This is a genomic window from Desulforhopalus singaporensis, from assembly GCF_900104445.1.
In the GTDB taxonomy this organism is placed as follows: Bacteria; Desulfobacterota; Desulfobulbia; order Desulfobulbales; family Desulfocapsaceae; genus Desulforhopalus_A; species Desulforhopalus_A singaporensis.
Window position 1 is genome coordinate 41,186 of sequence record NZ_FNJI01000023.1, and the last position, 18,077, is coordinate 59,262.

Consider the following 18,077-nt stretch of genomic DNA (forward strand, 5'->3'; position numbering starts at 1 on the left):
CCTGTAAATACTTCCGCGCCAGGCTCCAAAAAAACTATCCTGCAGGATCTTTTTTTCCCGGACGCACCAGCGGATTTTTGATCAGGAACGATGTATTCTCAACACGATACCTGTAATTTTCGGTAACGATAAACCAAAGTGTACCTGATTTACCATCATTTACGATTGTTTACCAGAAATTTTATGTAAAAAATCCCGGTTTGACGGAAAAGATCCTCTTCTCCCCCTCGCTCATCCCCCCTTTACTTTGAGGTCGGGGGGCAGAGCGACCATCGCCCCTTTTCCGCTACAGACAGCGGCGGCCACCTTGTTTGCATGTTCGTTTATCTCCTCAAGACTGTTGCCTTGCAGAAGACCGATCACGGTTGCCGCGGTAAAGGCATCGCCGGCGCCTATGGTATCGGCGGTATCAGCCGCGACCCCGGGATGGGCGGATAATTCCGATGGAGAAACCAGCAGGGAACCGTGCGCACCCCGGGTAAGGACCGCCAGCTGGAGATCATATCTGGCAACCAGCCGGGTGAGCTTGTAAGTATCTGTTCCCCTTATATTTTCCATATCCCCGAGAATCAGGAGCTCGTCGCTGTTCAACTTCACCACATTTGCCAGACACAAAGAATTCTGCAATATTTCCCTGGAGTAAAAGTGCTGCCGCAAATTGACATCAAACACTTTCAGGGTTTCGGGCCGCACACCCCCGAGGAAGGAGAGTATAACATTTCGCGAGTGGACCGACCGCTGGCACAGGGAGCCAAAGCAGACGGCGTCGACTGTTTCGGCAAGGGCCATGGTGGCCGGTTTCAGGGTAAGATGATCCCAGGCCACATTATCGGGAAATCTGTAGGAAGCAACGCCATCGTCATCGATTTCAGCGACCACGTAACCTGTCACACCCTGCCTGACAACAGTAATATGCTCGGTTGACATCCCCTGCTTTGCAAGCACATCAAGGGCTGACTGCCCTCGGCGGTCATCGGCCACTGTCGAGATGGCAACCGCCCTGCACCCAAGACTGTTGGCGTGGTAGCAGAAGTTTACCGGCGCACCGCCCAGCTGTTCGTCAGCCCCGAAAACATCCCAGAGGATCTCACCAATGCCGGCCACAATCTGTTCTTTCATATTTTCTCCGCCTGTAGTCCGCCGTTACCTGCCGGTCAACCAGTAGAACCGATATGGGGGCACTACCAGGTCATCCTTGAACATTGCCGGTTTTTCCCCGGAATAGAGGTCGCGGATGGTACCGTTGGGGAGATACGCCTTCAACCCCGTTTCCGCCAGATTAAAGTGTTGCGGTTCAGTATCGAAATTTCCTGCGACAATAACCCTGCTTACCGGCTGAGTGTGTTCAAACCGGGCAAACACAAAAAGATGCGGGTTCCCGACGTCCAGCAGTTCACGGTTGTTGAAATCGGCAAACGCCTGAATCTCCTTGCGGATCGCGATCATTTTCTTAAGGGCAAAAAACAGCTTGTGCTCCACCGTTCCCGGCCTGTTTCGCCGCTCCGCCTTTGCCCAGTCGATACGTGGTCGGTGGGCCCAGCGGGTGTCGTTGGCCTTGGCGGGATCATCGAGATAACTGCAGTCGTTCAGGGTACCGATCTCGTCACCATAATAGAACAGCGGAACCCCGCCAAACGAACAGATCATCCCATGCAGCAGCAGGATGATCTGTATCGTCTCGTCAATGGCGACGGGGTCGCCGGCCTCTAGGGCCGCCTCCAGCCCAACCAGGGAAGCAAGCGAGCCTGAAATTCTGGTATCTCCCGTTTTGCTGTTATGGCCAAACGGCAATCCGCGGGAATTGGAATCGCCATATTTCCCGGTATAGTAATCGACAAGAAACTGGCGATGAGCATACGGGTCGTAACCTACGGCCCGGATATCACTATCGTCATATCCCAGCCCGATATCGTCGTGGCAACGCACATAGTTGAGCCAGGTAGCACGCTCAAGCTTGTCCGGAAGACTCTTGATTCCCTGATTGAGAAGTTTGGCGTTTTTGGTCGCCACTGCGTCCCATAACAGCGCCATAAAGCTTGCATTATAGGCGATTTCACACTCCTTGGCGTTTATCGCATCCTCGCCGAAATACTTTATAATCTCAACAGGCGCGACAATCGCCTCGGCGATAAACAGCACCCCCGGCGCCGTCACCTGGCAACAATCCTTCATCAGCTGCAGCAGCAGATGCGCTTCACGTTCGTTTTGGCAGATGCTGCCGATCTTCTTCCACAAAAACGCAACCGCGTCAAGCCGCAGGATATCCGCACCCAGATTGGCCCAGTACAGCAGGATATCGACCATTTCAATGAATACCGAAGGGTTGCTGTAATTGAGGTCCCACTGGTAGTCGTTGAATACGGTCATCACCCATTTCTCCATGTCCTGGTCCCAGGTAAAATTCCCCGACGAGGTTTCCGGAAAGATCTCCGGCATGGTCATCTCAAACATGTCAGGCACTTCGCGGTCGTCAAAGACATAATAATACTCCTGATAGTCCTTTTCTCCACTGCGCGCCTTTTGTGCCCATTCATGCTCGTTGGAGGTGTGGTTGACCACTACGTCAAGGGTCAGGAGAATCTCATGCCTGCGAAACTCCGCAGCCAGCGCCTTAAGATCGTCAAGCGTGCCGAACCGCCTGTTTATCTGACGGAAATCACTAACCGCATACCCTCCGTCGCTTTCTCCTTCCGGGCAGACCAGCATAGGCATGAGATGCACCATGTTAATGCCGAGCTCAAGAAAATAATGCACCCGCTGCTGCAGCTGGGCAAGGTTTTCCGCGTAGCCGTCCGGATACTGTCCCATTCCTACCCATTTTTGACTGAGAAACCAGGTATGGTCATTCTCCCGGTCGATATCAACCTGTCGGAGGTAATCGGGACGATGAATATACTTTTCAGCCATCGTCTCGACCAGCTTCTGCATCTGTTGCTGAAAATCCTCACGATCTCCGTACAGCGTGGTAAACAGTGAATGGATCGAATAAAAATTAGCTCCCAGCCGCGTATAGAAGTGCCGCAGATCCTCTTCATGGATCTCAGGTTTTAAGTCGGTAAGTATCTTGTTGAGAAGAGAGTGGGATACCTGTTCATACATTTACAACTCCAAAAGTGCGTTGATTTCTTGGTGAAAAAAGCAGACTCCCTCAAGAATGCCCGCTGCGTAATTACCGTTCATTCCCCGAAATCCCCCTGTGGCCAGATAGAGGCTGTCGGTCGTATTGTTCCGGGCAGCGTTTTTTCGTGCTTCTGCTTTTACTTCATTGCTTGCATTGTTGACGACCACCGAGGCGACGGGACCGGCGAACACCGGCAGGTCATTGCCGCTGTCTCCGCAGAAAATTGTAGAGTCAAGGCCATATCCGTTACTGGCCATGACGAATTCTACAGCGTTCTTTTTACCGGCCCTTGCCGGCAGGATATCAAGCAGCCCCACGCCTGCCGGTTCATCAATGCTCCATACCAGGTCGACCTTGATGTTGTGCCTTGCGAAAACGGCCTCTATTTCACGAAGAAGCTCTCTGGGTTGAGTGTCCAGCGGCGCGTAGTAGCTTAATTTAAACGTTCCCTGTTTGTTTTTTTCCTGGAGTTCTATAGTGGAAATTCCGTCGAGCAGTACGGCCAGATCTCTGCCGGAAAGTCCCTTCCAGTCAGGTGCAATATGTTGCTGCCATGCCCGCCACTGTTGCCAGGATCCCTCTCTGGCAACATAAATCGACGCCCCGACGTCCGCCAGGACAAAATCCGGCACCGGCAGCCGGTACTCTTTGATGGCGCCGGTAACCAAGGCCAGATCCCTTCCGGTAACATAGGCGAGCGCGATCCCCGGAATTTTCACAAGCCTTCCGAACCATTTCCGGGCGTCCGGCGATTCAGGGGCGGCGCCGTTTGGTATCAGGGTCCGATCAAGATCGGTACAAACCAGAAGTTTCATCGTCAGCTTTCCTGGACTTCACAGGTATCAAAAAAATCGTAGAATTCTATTGCCTCTACAATGCCTCCGGCATAGGGCCGTGTAGAAAAGAAAATTTCCTCGGCGTGAACCAGTTCGGAAAGCTCTTCATGGTGCCTGTTGCCGACAACGACAGCCAGCATATTCCCCCTCATCATATCTTCATCGGCCCCGGAACCGCCTGCGGCAAGAATCCGGTCCAGGGGGATATCATGGTTTTCCGCTACCCACCGAAGCGCAAGTCCCTTGGAGGCGCGAACCGGTATCACGTCGAGAAACTGTCCGAACGACAGGACCACATTGGCGGCCTGACCTTCCTTATGCAGCAGCCTGTTGATTTCCGAGACGTCGGGAGAAATTTCCGGATTGATGTAATAGCTTATCTTAAACCGGCCCTGCTCCGTTTTTGCCTGTAGTTCCAAGCCCGGCAACCCTTTCAGGACACGGCGTATTATTCGCGGGTTCCACAGATAATCGATATGCAGCTCCCAGGAGACATCTTTGACAAGGTCGGGATTGTAATGGATTTCGGTACCGAGTCCGGTTATCAGCACATTGGGCATGGGGATCCGGTGTTTTTTCATTGCCTGTATCGCGGAATCGAGCCTTCTCCCGGTGGCGATGCCAAACAATACGCATTTCCGGTTTGCCTGCAGTATCTTTACAAATTTTTCAAGAGCCGCGGCGTCACCCAGAAGATTCTGGTCGAGATCGGAAAACATCGCCCGGTCATGGTGCAGCTGTTTTCTCCTCTTTCCCTGGAAAGCAGGAGCGGCTTCAGCACCGGTTACAACCGGTTGCAGAATCTCCAGGAATTTCTCGGCATGGGCCTGCCAGGAGTAGTTCTTTCTCACCCCGTCAAGGCCATTATCAGCGAATTCCAGCCATTTTTTCCGGTCGGTTATCGCGCTGATCAGCTTCTGGGCAATATCTTCACTGTCCAGCGGGTCGATAAGATAGCCGTTGCTGCAGTTATCGATTATGTCCTTTGGTCCCCCGTCTTCAGTTGCCACAATAGGCAAACCGCATGCCGCAGCCTCAATGAGGGTCAGCCCGAAAGGTTCAGTCAGGGCGGGATTGACGAAAACACCGTTGCAGGCTGCCGCCAATCTGTAAATAACAGGCACTTCGGCCGGTTTATGATGTTTGGGATAGGCGACTTTGCCGTACAGATCGAACTGGTCTATGCACAGCAGAATATCCTGTAAAACGTTCTGCGCGTCCTCTTCCATTTCACTGATATCATCACGATTCCCGGCGATGATAACGAGGTTGGCCATCTCCCTGAGCTTGTCCGACTCGCCGTATGCGGTGATGAGCTTGAGGATGTTTTTCCGCGGGTCCGGCCTTGAGATTGCCAGAATAATCGGTTTTTCCGGGTCGTGGAGAAAGCGAAAGATCTCCTTTGCAATATCGCCTTTAGTTTCCATCCCGTCGGGAGGGAAAAACTGGTGCAGATCCGTACCCGGCGGAACCACCCGCATCCGTTCAGGCTGGTATTGATCATACGCGGAATACTGTTCAAGAATCTCCTGCCAGGTACTGGTGATAACACGGTCGGCGACCCCCAGCACCGTCTCTTCCGCCTCAATCCGGGTCGTCATATTATAGCGCGCCTCTATGGTTTGCGATTTAAAACCGGCGGCAAAAAGTTGACGTCGCTTGCTGCGTCCAAGGGAGTGTCCGGTATGGACAAGAGGTATTCCAAGCAGGTGGGCGAGACGGGTGCCGACATACCCGGCATCGGCATAGTGGCTGTGAATCACGGCCGGCAGGTCCGGTTGGTGCCGCAGATGTTCAAGGGTAGAGTCGGCGAAATTATCCAGGCAGTCCCACAACTGTTCCTTGGGAATATAGGCATTTTCCCCACAGTCAATCCTGACGATACGCGCCTTGGACGAGAGCTTCTCATAATGCTGAGCGTAATCATCACTCACCGAGTCATCCACCAGGCGTCTTGTTATGAGATCAACTTTATCAACCAGGTCATGTTCGCCAAGGGCACGGGCGAGTTCAACCACATACTTGGTCTGCCCCCCGGTGTCGGCATCACGGCCCAGTTCAAGATTGCGGCCGCGTATCAACCCATGAACGCTGATGAGAACGATATAAAGTCCGGTGTTGTGTTTCTTCATAACCTGCTCAAACTGTTTTCGGGACCCTTCCCATTAAGCTGTCTGACAGTTGCCCCTGTTTACTGGTGCCAAAGAGCATCTCCTACAGATCCCTGTTTTCGTTTTTACCCGGTTTTTCTCCAACCCCTCCCACCCACTTGGCCAGGCAGCGGTAGAGACTGTTGATGTCTATGGGCTTTGGGATATGATCGTTCATCCCCGCTGCAAAACAATTTTCCCTGTCGCCGGTCATGGCATGGGCGGTCATGGCGATAATGGGCAACCTGCTCCACCGTCCGCCGAGTTGCCTTATCTCCCTGGTTGCCGCCAGACCGTCTTTAACAGGCATCTGGACATCCATCAGCACAAGATCAAATTCAGCCTCGCGGACAAGCCGCACCGCGTCTTCCCCGTTCTCAGCGGTGCTGACCACCGCGCCGGATTTTTCCAAAAGTTCTCCGGCAACCTGCTGGTTTACCAGGTTATCTTCCACTAGCAGAACCCGCGCCCCCCGGAGTCCGTCGCTATCGGCATCCCCCTCTTTGCTGCAGTCCGTTTTTTCCAGCCAAGATATCTTTTTTGCGGGACAATCCACAGTGGCCAAGCTCTCGACAACGGCATCATACAGCGAGGAAGGGTTCACCGGCTTGACAACCACCCCGATATGTTTTTTCCCTGCGGCCAAAGTCTCGGTTTTTTCAAGACGGGTGACCGGAGTGAGCACCACCGTGGGAATCGCGCCAAGCAGCCGGTCACTCAATACCGCTTCCGCCTCCCCGTATTCCACCAGCACAACACTGTATTTTTCAGATATTTCCTTCTTTTTCCGTACCCAGTCCAGAGCCCTGGCAACAGACGGTACAGGAGTCACACAGAGGGAGACCCCCTCCAGCATCTCCTTGACCCTGGCAGCAACATTTTCTTTGGCGGTTATCAAAAGAACGTTGTGTCCCTTCAGGTCACGGTACAGCACCTCGCCCTGTTCGCTACTGCGCTGGTCTTCACTGTAACCGCACCTGAAGGTAAAAGTGAATACGGTGCCTTCACCGGCTTCACTCTCCACCTCGATTTCGCCATCCATCATATGAACCAGTTCCCTGACAATGGCCAGCCCCAGTCCTGTACCGCCATATTTCCTTGAGGTCGAGCGATCCGCCTGGCTGAACCTCTCAAACAGCTTGGCTCTTTGCTCCGCAGTCATCCCGACACCGGTATCGGCGACGGTACACTCCAGAAGAAGATCTTTTTCCGTACGGTTTTTGACCCTGATAGTCAGTTCAATCTCACCTTCATCGGTGAACTTGACAGCGTTTCCCACCAGGTTGGTCAGGATCTGCCGCACCCTCACCGGATCACCGAGGAGGACCCCGGGTATATTCGGCGATAGGGAGTAGAAGAGTTCCAGGTCTTTTTGCAGGAGCGCCTCCATGGACATGGCAACCGCTTCCTTGACGATTTCCCTGAGGTTGAAACCGGTCTTTTCAAGGCTGAGTTTACCGGCTTCAATCTTAGAATAATCGAGGATATCGTTTATCAGCAGCGACAGCGACCGGCATGCCTGTTCCATTTTTTCCAGATACCCTCGCTGCCTGTTGCTCAGATCGGTATTGAGCACCAACTGGTTCATACCGACAATGCCGTTCATAACAGTCCGGATCTCATGGCTGGTGTTGGAGAGGAATTCACTTTTGGCCCAATTCTCATTTTCGGCCTTAACCTTTGCCTCCATGGCAAGCTGAGAGGTTCTCTGGTACTGTTTTGCTTTTTTTCTCAGCTCATGGTTCGCTCCCCGACCATTACGTTTTCTGCCACAGCTCCAGCCGACGACAAAACCCAAGACCACCAGGACCACAACAAGCGCCGCCCAGGGGGACCAGAACATGCTCCCCCCACCAACGACGCTTTGATCAGCCGGAACTGCAAGCTCTATCTCCTTACCAGCTGCGGCCCCCACCCTCTGCGGCAGGATAGCCATAAGAGAAAAAAGACATATCAGAGATACACGTATTGTTGCCATTCAGTGTTTTTTCATCCTGCCTTGCTGCTGCGGCACGTGGTCTTTTCCCCCACTCCGCATAAAAATCTCATTGCCGCCCTGATTGTCGCCTGGTGGCGCTCCCTGTAAAGATGCCCACTGGAGAAACTGCAAACACAGTATCATAATCTATTTTTGTTATTTAGACAAAAACAGCGGACCAGCTGCAATCCCGGACAGTGGGAACACTGCGTTCAGGTGAGAGCCATCTTGGGACAAGGGCTTATTTTTTTCAGGTGATCCCGGAAACCACACCGTGCAGCCATTGCAAGGGAGCAGCTTTTAACGGCTGCCCCTTGGATTACCCATCAAAACGTCTCATGGCGATAACCGCATTTGTTCCACCGAACCCGAACGAGTTGGAAAGAGCGGCTGCGACCTTCATTTCCCTGGCTTCATGGGGTACGTAGTCAAGGTCACACTCCTGATCGGGACAATCGAGATTTATTGTCGGCGGGACAACCTGGTCCCTAAGACTCAGGGCGGTAAAAACCGCCTCTATTCCGCCAGCTCCGCCAAGCATGTGGCCGGTCATTGATTTTGTCGAACTGATCGCCAGTCCATAGGCGTTATCGCCGAATACCCTTTTGACGGCCCTGGTCTCAACGACATCGTTGATAGGAGTGGACGTCCCGTGGGCGTTAATATAGTCTACGTCTTCGGGATTAAGTTTCGCATCCTCCAGAGCGCTGCGGATGGCATCTGCTGCTCCCTCCCCCGATTCCGGGGGCGCGGCAATGTGATGGGCATCACTGCTCAGGCCGTAACCCACTATTTCAGCAATTATCTTCGCGCCTCTTTTCACCGCGTGTTCATATTCCTCAAGCACCAGGATCCCCGCCCCTTCCGACATAACAAAACCGTCGCGATCACGGTCAAACGGCCGTGAAGCGCATTCCGGATTGTCCTGTTTTCTGGACAACGCCTTCATCGCGGCAAAACCGTTGAGACCAAAAGGACAGATAACCGCCTCGGTACCGCCGGCAACAATGATATCACTTGTACCGTACTGGATGTGGCGAAACGCTTCGCCGACGGCGTGGGTGCCGGCGGCACAGGCGGTGGAGAGGGTCAGGTTTGGTCCTTTGGAGCCGATATCCATGGAAATCTGGCCAGATGGGATATTGGGCAGGGCGGAGGTGACGAAAAAAGGCGATATTTTCCTGAAGCCTTTTATGAGCCCCAATTCATGCTGGGCGGCGATTGTCGGCAATCCGCCGATGCCGCAGCCGGTAATCACCCCGACCCTCTTTTCATTGGCTCCGGCTACCGTCACCCCTGCTTCGTCAAGTGCCATTCTTGCGGCGACAATCGCAAACTGGGTAAAAGGGTCAAGATGCTTGGCCCTCTTCTTATCAAAATAGTCTTCACTGTTGAAATCTGCTATCTCGCCGGCGAGCTTGACCGGGTAGTTCTCGGTATCGAACCGGGTAATGTACCCGATTCCACTTACGCCGTTGCAAATTTTCTCCCATCCCACCCTGGTCCCCAACCCCTGCGGAATGACAAGCCCTGTCCCCGTCACAACCACTCTTCTTTTCATCGCTATCTGTAATAATTGGTTTGAATATTGGCAACTTACTAAAATATATGCATTGCAAATAACCTTCAGTCAAGATAAATGGCAACATATTTATGTGCAATTGTTTATTACACCGCAGATCAGGCCAGAGCGGTTACGACAGAAACCTCGCACCCCTGTTACCTTGGCTTTACCAGCATCTGGGAACAGACCTCCCTTGCCGTTGCTGCTCTGTCCGGTTTTATTGTTCCGGTGCGATGTTACAGAACTTGCATTATACTAGACCGGCAGGGACTGTGACACGGTTTATTACCGCAAATCCACATCCATCTGAGGAGGAAAAAGTGCTCTACAGAAAAGTTCCCCAAAACGACGACAGGCTCTCAATACTCGGTTTCGGCTGTATGAGGCTACCTGTCAGAGATGACAACAGCATCGATGAAGAACGTGCCATCGCGCAGATCCGTAGCGGGATCGACAGCGGCATCAACTATCTCGACACCGCATGGCCTTATCATGACGGAAACGGCGAGGTGGTTCTCGGCAAGGCGCTGAAAAACGGCTATCGGCAAAAGGTGAAAATTGCCACCAAACTGCCCTCGTGGTTGATTAAGAACCGGGAGGACATGGATTTCTACCTGGCCAGGCAGCTTGAGAAACTGCAGTCGGATCACATCGATTACTACCTGCTGCATGCCCTGAACAAAAAATCGTGGAACTCTTTACTCTCGCTGGGGGTCACCGATTTTCTGCAACAGGCGATCGCTGACGGACGAATCATCAACCCGGGCTTTTCTTTCCACGGCCTCGCCGAAGATTTCACCATGATCGTCGACGCATTTCCGTGGATCTTCTGCCAGATCCAGTACAATTTTCTCGACAGGGAGAACCAGGCCGGCCTGGCAGGACTGCAATACGCAGCCGCCAAAGACCTGGCGGTAATCATCATGGAACCCCTGCGCGGGGGCAACCTCGGTCTGGCACAGGCACCACCCGCCATCCAGAAGCTGTGGGACAGTGGAGGTGGTGGTCGTACCCCCGCCGAATGGGCCCTGAGGTGGGTGTGGAATCACCCGGAGGTTACATCGGTATTGTCCGGCATGAACCTGGAAGATCATATAACGGAAAATCTGCGCGTCGCCGAGACCGGTTTTGCCAATTCACTTCGACTTGAAGAACTTGCGCTTGTTGACCGGGTAGCGGAGATGTACCAGGAGCTTATGAAGGTCGGTTGCACCGGCTGCGGCTATTGCATGCCATGTCCGGAGGGGGTTAAAATACCTAGTGTTTTTGAAGTGTATAATAAAATGCATATGTTCGGAGAAGAACAAAAGGCCAAAATAACCTACGCGCTTCGATTAAGCGGGACAATAACGGCAGAAACACCGGGGTTTGCGTCACAGTGCGTCAAGTGTGGCCAATGCGAGAAGAAGTGCCCCCAGCGGATAGAAATAATGAGTACCCTGGCTGAAGTCGCGGAGGTGATGGAGGATTCAGGACTTGAGCGCAGGATAGCCGTGGCCGCCAAAATTCTCAACGGTGGCTGAATGCCACAGATCAATTACCCGAACAGGAAAACAGACGACATGAACAGCGCACAAATGTCAAACCGGACACCCGAATCAGATGTCGACAACAGGATCTGGATTTTCGGTGGAGGTAAATTTGGGTCACAGGCCGCGAACACATTAATAACAAAAACGCCGGAAGCACACATCACCCTGGTGGACAAAAAGAGGCTCACCGCCCTGCCCGGTGATATCAATTTTGTCCGCTGTGATGCGCTCGACTGGCTCATAGAGCATGTCGCCACCGACACTGCCGGAGTAAAAATCATCCCCGCCGTCCCCATCCACCTGGCAGCCAGGTGGCTCTGCCGAAAATTTCTGCTGGACGGATTTCGCATAACCCCGCTAGAGATCCCCGTCGAACTGCTCATGCGTCTTCCCAATCCCTTCCAACTGGCTGAAAATTGCGTAGCTGTGTCCCATGCCGATTTCCTGTGCCCCCCCGACTGCACTGCGCCGGATAGAGTCTGTACCCATACCGGACTGCCACGGCCCGAGCCGTTATATGAGCTGCTGCACCACCGGAGCCGCAGTTACTTCACTCCGCTTATACTCACAAGCCTCCAGTTCGGCCGGGGAGTGGGCGGATATTATGCAGGTGACTTACAAAAAATCTATAAAACCGCCACCTCCCTGGCAACCAGACCTCTTCTTATCGGCACCGCCTGCAAATGCCACGGCGTCATCGACGGGCTGGTTCTTGAACCCGCCGTGTAATCGGCCTGGGCCACCGGCAAAACCGAGTCTGGCGCTCTCCACTTTTCAGCACCGCACCCGTGACAAATCCGGTACTGGTGCCGTGTTGATATGTTTTCCTTTTTTTTGGGCACAAACATTTCCGTTGTTGCCGTCAACGTTGGCATACTACAAATCCTGCAGGACAAGATAAAAAATTATTGACAAATGAAAGATGCTGGAGGATGATGAGATACCGTGACCGAGCGCTTGATCGGCCGCAAAAAATCAAGAATACACAACGACAGACAAAACGCAAGGATGTTCTGATTCGATTTGTATCGGCCTGTTCATGATCGATCGCTCGGTCGCAAACCAGTATCGCAGTGTAGCTATACCAATCAACCTTTGAAAGTTTCATATTGTCCATATGAAACTTGAAGTTTTCTCGTGGTGTCAAGTCTGTTTCCAGGTGGCGCGAAACAGATTTATAAAGTTCCTGTCCCGACTCAGCACCTTATAATCTCAGGTTATAAAACGTGTTGAGTGCAGCTGGAGGGCAGGTAATACTTACCAGAAAGAATTAAGAGGAGGCGTGTATGGCAGCAGGAGAATTAAAACCGAGATGGGGGCAACCGCTCACCGGGCTTGTTTCGTTTGGAACCTTTCTGGCTATTGCTTTACTGACCTGGTTCATTTTCAGTGATCACAGAGGACCGGTGGGATGGTTTCCATATCCTTTTGTGATGTACCTCGCCATGATGATTCTGGTGGGTATCTGGCAGCATATGTTTTTGGGAGATTGGCCTTTTCAGCACATACCGCAGCCCAAGCGCGGTATCATAATGACCCTGATGAACCTGGTAATCGTCTGGTTCGTCATAGATGTCCTTTTTTACCGCATTCTGGGGATCGGCTTCAACTTCCTGAGCTACTACGGACTTGAGACACTCGGCAAACCGGTAATTCTGGCCCAGGTCGCCGTTGTCTGTTTCGTTCTGATCGGTTTTTATACCTATCCGGTCTTTACCATTTTCTTCGGCAAGTGGCCCATTCAGCCCAGCAATTTACCGCAACCGGCGGCTGGATTCGCCGAACTTGGATGGGGTTCTTTTATCACCCTGTTTTGCTACGCGGTACTCATTGTTCCATTTTTCGGTAATATTTTTACGGGACCGGCACTGGGCACGGCCTGGTGGAGCACTATCGGGGGCACCTCCCACGTCCACTGGGTGTTCGGCTGGTGGGAGTGGGCTATCGTCATTCTTTTCATGACTCCCAACGTCTGGCGGATGAAGCCGTGGAGCGCTATCACCGTGGCGCAGCCGTGGAAAGGACTTATTTCTGTCATCATCTCCCTGGTCGGCGCATACATAATTGCCCTCATCTGTAAGGCTGCCGCCCCGCTGTGGGTACCGGCGGAGACGTTCCAGTCTCTCGAAGAGGCCAAGGGGATCGCCGAAGTTCAGCGTTTTCTCTGGCTGCACTCCGCAGAGATAGCGGGTTTTGCCCTTATTCCGTTTCTCATCTGGCACCACTACTTCGACGACAGCGCTTTCGGGCTCGACAAAGACGGCTGGTCAGCCTTTACCCTCCGCACTCTTGGTGTAGGGTTGCTGGCCGCGGGAAGCTACTGGGTATACTATTACGGAAACTTCGGCCACTGGGCACTGGGTAATCACCATATGACCGAGTTATCCCATCGATTCCCCCATGGAGAATCTCTGGTATGGAATTTCTGGTGGATAATTCCTCTTCTCTTTAACGAATGGTTTTTTCACAAATGGCCGTTTTATGTCCACCAGGAGTAGCCTGCATCCGGTAATCACCTGATCGTTGACTGCACGGTTTGAGGAGATTGGCATGAGGGATCGCCGCAAACCGTGCTTTTTCTTTCTTAATTCTGGTCAACAGCCCACACGATTCACGCCTCATGGCTTTTTCTTGAGCACAGGGCCTGCTGGCGCAAAAGCAGCATCCCCGCATAATCCCGACTCACCAGACGGCGGGCAGCCAAAGCTGCCGAACCGGGCCACCAATTTTATGCTTGCCATATATTGGTCCGGTGGCCATCATATAATCAGGGTGCTTTTCAACTTGTATACATTTTTTGGACTCGCAGAATGGTTCCCATGTCCGCCAGACGATTTTTATTGCCAAAACTTGACAGGTGGTTTGCGCTGCGCGTCACCGCCGTCGCCCTGACCTCCTATCTGGTATTCGGTTATGTTCTCATCCCCCTGCATATACGAGGGCGCAGCATGGAACCCACCTATCATGACAATTCCTTTAATTTCAGTTGGAGACAACGTTACCTCTTGGTAAAGCCGAAACGTTTCGCCGTGGTAACCGTACGATTTTCCGGGACCAGGGTCATGCTCTTGAAGAGGATTATCGCCTTTGCGGGAGAGACCGTCGAATATAGAAAAGGACAACTGTTTATTAACGGCAGAAAGGTTGACGAACCCTACGTCAAATACCAGTCAAACTGGAACCTCGAGCCCAGGACGGTTTCCCCCGACCATGTATACGTAATCGGGGATAACAGGAGCGGGCCAATGGATCGCCACCAGTTTGGTGAAGTTCACGTTCAACGGATTGCAGGAGGCGTGCTCTGGTGAAAAAGACAGCGCTGATTCTGATAGTGACAGTTGGTGCGGCACTGGTAGCGTGGCTGCTCTGGCGTCCCACCGATGAGAAGAAGATAGTCGCCAATCTTGACAAACTGGCAGCATACTGTTCCTCGCCCCAAAAACAGACCCCGATGGAGATCATCGCCAGCGCCGCCTCCATCGCCCGTCTTTGCAACGACCCAACCATGGTCACCATCCACTCCTTAAACATAAACAGACCGCTCGCCAGCAAGGAGATCAGTGACCACGTCCTGATGCTGAAACGACGGCTTCCCCCTGCCGGATGCAGCTTCCGTGACAGCCGTGTAGACGTGACAGGTCCGACCAGCGCCGAGGTGATAACAACCCTCTTTCTTGAAGGCAGGCAGCAGGGGAGTAAATTTACAGACGCATACGAGATGGATATTTCGCTTGAGAAAAACCAGGGAAAGTGGCTGTTTTCATCTTTTCGTATTGTCGAGTTCGTACAGAAGTAGCCACTCTCACTTTTCTCACAACCACTGACAAAACCGGGCGTCACCGGTTATTTTTGCGCGACGATCTCAACCGGAGCGATCACCCCGCGCTCTACCCCTTTCATCAGGTTGCTGACTTTAACACCGGTGTTCTTGCCGAAAATGGTGTGCAGCCCGAGGGGCGACGGTTTTTCTCTCGTCTTTGTTTTTTCGCGCATTCTGGCAAACAGTTCCAGTGCAAACGACCGGCGATTATTTTCCGATACAACGTGAAAGCCCGCGTCAGCCAGACAATCCCTGTACCGTTGGGGCGTTGCCAGATTATCACTGTTTTTGTCGGTTACCCAGGGAACAGGATAGTCCAGTTTCCCTTCCCCCACCAGCATCACGTCGTAAATCGCAAACAATGCCCGGGGCTGCAGCAGCCGGTATACCTCCCTGAACAACCCGGCCTTGTCGCCAATATTCATTCCAACATGCACCATCAGCGCCCCACTGAAAGTTTCATTGCCAAAAGGTGTCGCAAGTGCATTGCCATGGCAGAGCGAAACCTTGGACTGGAGTGCCAGCCATCGGCTCAGCACATTCCCCACCTCGATATACTCCTGGGTCATATCGATCCCGGTGACCTGGCTGCCACATTTTTCGGCAACATGGCGGGAGACTCCCCCCAGCCCGCACCCCACATCGAGGACATGGTTTTTTTCCGAGAAATCAAGCTGTTTAAGCAGATTGTCAGTAGCAATTCGTCCACCTACATGAAACTCGTCCACCGGGGCCAGTTCTTTTGCACTGATAGTGGTCTCGTTTTTGCCAAGTAGTCCCACCGCCCCCTCTACCGCTTTGAGCAGTTCTCCGTTGGTGTAATGGTCGACAACGCTTTGTTCCTTTGGTGTAATCATTTTTGCCCCCTGCTGTTTTTCCCTCTGCCACTCCTGGGCCGGATAATTCATTGCTGGCGTCAGTCAGCATATTACCAAACATCACGGCGCTGTTGTAAAGATCCTCAGGTTCGTGTATTGATACCAGAAGTCCGGCCCCTGTTTTTTCATAGCACCAGACGCAAACTGTCGCGCAATAAAAGGTACGAACAAGCCAAACCGATGAACAGCCTGCCCCAAATCATCAACGAAAAAGAGATCATCGAGCATTTCAGCAGCGGTATCATCGCCACCGACGCCGATGGGATTATCACCCACATCAACCGCAGATGCAAAGAAAAACTGAACATCGGCGGTAACGACTTAACCGGAAAGAGCATTTTCCAGGTTCTCCCGTTATTTCAACCCATTGTAAAAGCGTGCCTCAAACAGGGCGTATCCCTTACCAACCAGACCATTAAGACAAATCATGACCAATTGGTCATCCATGCAAACCCAATACGACACCGCCAGAGTATCATAGGGGTGGTGCTCAACTTTCAGATTGCCGAAACCCTGGAAATATTTGCCAGGAAATCCGCCTCATACAAAAAATTAAATCGCCAGCTGGAGACCATTATCGGCGCCTCTTCCGACGGCATATGGGTCTGTGACTCCCGGGGCAACGTCGTCACCATCAACGGCGCCTCGGAAAAGCTCAACGGCATCAAGGCAGAGGATGTGATCGGTAAAAACGTCGCCGAGCTTCTTGAAAACAAAAATTTCGACCAGCTGGTGACAACCAAGGTCCTTGCCAGCGGCAGCCAGGAAACAATTGTCCAGCAGATAAAAAAGACGAACCGAGTGCTCCTCTGCACCGGGACCCCCGCCCGGGACGAAAACGGCGACATAGCCCTTATTGTTGTCAACGAAAGGGATATGACCGAGCTGGAAAACCTGCGGGACCAGTTCGAACAGCACAAAAAGCTGACGGAAAAATTCAAGGAGGAGCTATCGGAACAGACCCGGCGCGAACTCCAGGACAACGCGATTATCACCGAAAGCACCTTGATGAAACAGATTCTGGTAAAATCTTTAAAACTTGCCCACATCGGCGCATCAAACATTCTGATTCTCGGAGCTTCCGGCACCGGCAAGGGGTTGCTGGCAAAATCGATACACCAGAACAGCATCAGGCGCAACAACCCCTTTGTTGAAATCAACTGCGCGGCGATCCCGGAGAATCTTCTTGAAGCCGAACTTTTCGGTTTTGAAAAAGGCGCTTTCAGCGGAGCGGCGGAAATCGGCAAAGTCGGGTTATTCGAACTGGCCCAGGGGGGCACGTTGTTTCTCGACGAAATAGGCGATATGCCGCTGAACCTTCAGACCAAGCTGCTGAAGTACCTGGACGACAAGAAATTCAGACGTCTTGGCGGAACAAAATCGATACATGTGGAATGCGCTACCATCTCCGCCACCAACAGGGACCTGCCGGAGCTGGTGGAACAAAACCTGTTCCGGGAAGATCTCTATTACCGGCTCAGCAGTTTCAAGCTGGAGATACCGTCATTGTGCGAAAGAAAGGATGACATCCCCGGACTAGTCCGGTTCTACCTGCAGAAATACAACAAAAAATACAACCGGTCCAAATGGATCAGCCACAATGCCGTAAAGCAACTGACGAACTACTCCTTTCCCGGAAACGTCCGCGAGCTGAAAAATATCATCGAAAACGGGGTGGTGCTGAGCGAAGACGACAACCTTGACAGCTACCTCACCAGCACGGAGGACAGCAAAGACCCCCAGCTGCCTTCTTTTAACCTGCCGCAATCCCTACACAACATAGACCTGCCGGCAACACTTGACCAGGTGGAGAGACAGCTGTTGCTGACAGCCAGAAAACATTGCAAGACCACCAGGGAAATGTCGGCCTTCCTCAACATCAACCAGTCGACCGTGGTGAGAAAGCTCCAAAAACATGGCCTGTAGTCCCCGAAAAACAATCCGCCAAAAGGCTCCGACAACCTGACAATACCCGCAAGAAATTGCATATATAACCAAGGGTGCTGACGATCGTCACCTCCTGTCGGTTGATGCAACACCGCATCAAAACTTTAAGAAAAACCGCTTATTTCTTCAACTGTCGTAGCGATATGTTTTTATTAAACAGATTCCATCACTTTTAAAAACTGAGCAACCCGCCAAAAAGACAATATAATTTTTTAAAAAACCGCAAACACCCCATTCTCCCCTCGCGCCGA

General features: G+C 52.4%; 13 protein-coding genes. 6 read left to right on the forward strand and 7 right to left on the reverse strand.

The genetic code is table 11. The features are described from left to right. Nucleotides 1-231: 231 nt before the first annotated feature. The 6 genes from BLQ17_RS14995 to fabF all read right to left on the reverse strand — a co-directional run bounded on the left by BLQ17_RS14995 (nt 232) and on the right by fabF (nt 9,646). A complete protein-coding gene (locus BLQ17_RS14995) occupies nt 232-1,119 on the reverse strand; it encodes a PfkB family carbohydrate kinase (protein ID WP_092224284.1) in 888 nt (295 codons plus the stop codon). Nucleotides 1,120-1,143: 24 nt separating this feature from the next. Further along, nucleotides 1,144-3,099 (reverse strand): amylosucrase, encoded by a 1,956-nt coding sequence (locus BLQ17_RS15000; protein WP_092224286.1) that lies wholly within the window; start codon nt 3,097-3,099, stop codon nt 1,144-1,146. Beyond that, the gene (locus BLQ17_RS15005; protein ID WP_218121813.1) at nt 3,100-3,936 is read right to left on the reverse strand and encodes an HAD-IIB family hydrolase; all 837 of its coding nucleotides are present in this window, start codon (nt 3,934-3,936) and stop codon (nt 3,100-3,102) included. Between the two features lie 2 nt (nt 3,937-3,938). After that, nucleotides 3,939-6,089, reverse strand: a complete 2,151-nt coding sequence (locus BLQ17_RS15010) for an HAD-IIB family hydrolase (protein ID WP_092224290.1) — start codon at nt 6,087-6,089, stop codon at nt 3,939-3,941. 82 nt (nt 6,090-6,171) lie between these two features. Then, entirely contained in the window at nt 6,172-8,085 is a 1,914-nt protein-coding gene (locus BLQ17_RS15015) for an ATP-binding protein (protein WP_092224292.1), read from the reverse strand. A gap of 319 nt (nt 8,086-8,404) precedes the next feature. Next, complete coding sequence (gene fabF, locus BLQ17_RS15020) at nt 8,405-9,646, reverse strand: beta-ketoacyl-ACP synthase II (RefSeq protein ID WP_092224294.1); 1,242 nt, start codon at nt 9,644-9,646, stop codon at nt 8,405-8,407. A gap of 323 nt (nt 9,647-9,969) precedes the next feature. Here fabF and BLQ17_RS15025 point away from each other — a divergent pair, with 323 nt between their 5' ends. The 5 genes from BLQ17_RS15025 to BLQ17_RS15045 all read left to right on the forward strand — a co-directional run bounded on the left by BLQ17_RS15025 (nt 9,970) and on the right by BLQ17_RS15045 (nt 14,977). After that, complete coding sequence (locus BLQ17_RS15025; protein WP_092224296.1) at nt 9,970-11,172, forward strand: aldo/keto reductase; 1,203 nt, start codon at nt 9,970-9,972, stop codon at nt 11,170-11,172. After that, entirely contained in the window at nt 11,173-11,910 is a 738-nt protein-coding gene (locus BLQ17_RS15030; protein WP_092224298.1) for a hypothetical protein, read from the forward strand. It begins immediately after the preceding gene. Nucleotides 11,911-12,467: 557 nt separating this feature from the next. After that, nucleotides 12,468-13,679, forward strand: a complete 1,212-nt coding sequence (locus BLQ17_RS15035; protein ID WP_092224300.1) for a hypothetical protein — start codon at nt 12,468-12,470, stop codon at nt 13,677-13,679. Nucleotides 13,680-14,000: 321 nt separating this feature from the next. Then, nucleotides 14,001-14,489 carry a signal peptidase I gene (gene lepB, locus BLQ17_RS15040; protein WP_245695168.1) on the forward strand — a complete coding sequence of 163 codons (489 nt, stop codon included), beginning with the start codon at nt 14,001-14,003 and terminating at the stop codon, nt 14,487-14,489. Then, nucleotides 14,486-14,977 (forward strand): hypothetical protein, encoded by a 492-nt coding sequence (locus tag BLQ17_RS15045; protein ID WP_092224304.1) that lies wholly within the window; start codon nt 14,486-14,488, stop codon nt 14,975-14,977. The genes lepB and BLQ17_RS15045 overlap by 4 nt, the downstream gene beginning before the upstream one ends. Nucleotides 14,978-15,024: 47 nt before the next feature. On the opposite strand, the gene BLQ17_RS15050 is transcribed toward BLQ17_RS15045, so the two are convergent. Continuing rightward, the gene (locus tag BLQ17_RS15050) at nt 15,025-15,858 is read right to left on the reverse strand and encodes a class I SAM-dependent methyltransferase (protein WP_176761257.1); all 834 of its coding nucleotides are present in this window, start codon (nt 15,856-15,858) and stop codon (nt 15,025-15,027) included. A 117-nt stretch (nt 15,859-15,975) separates the two neighbouring features. Between BLQ17_RS15050 and BLQ17_RS15055 the strand changes: the two genes are divergently transcribed. Beyond that, on the forward strand, nt 15,976-17,805 hold the full coding sequence (locus BLQ17_RS15055; protein WP_176761258.1) for a sigma 54-interacting transcriptional regulator: 1,830 nt from the start codon (nt 15,976-15,978) through the stop codon (nt 17,803-17,805). Nucleotides 17,806-18,077: the final 272 nt, after the last annotated feature.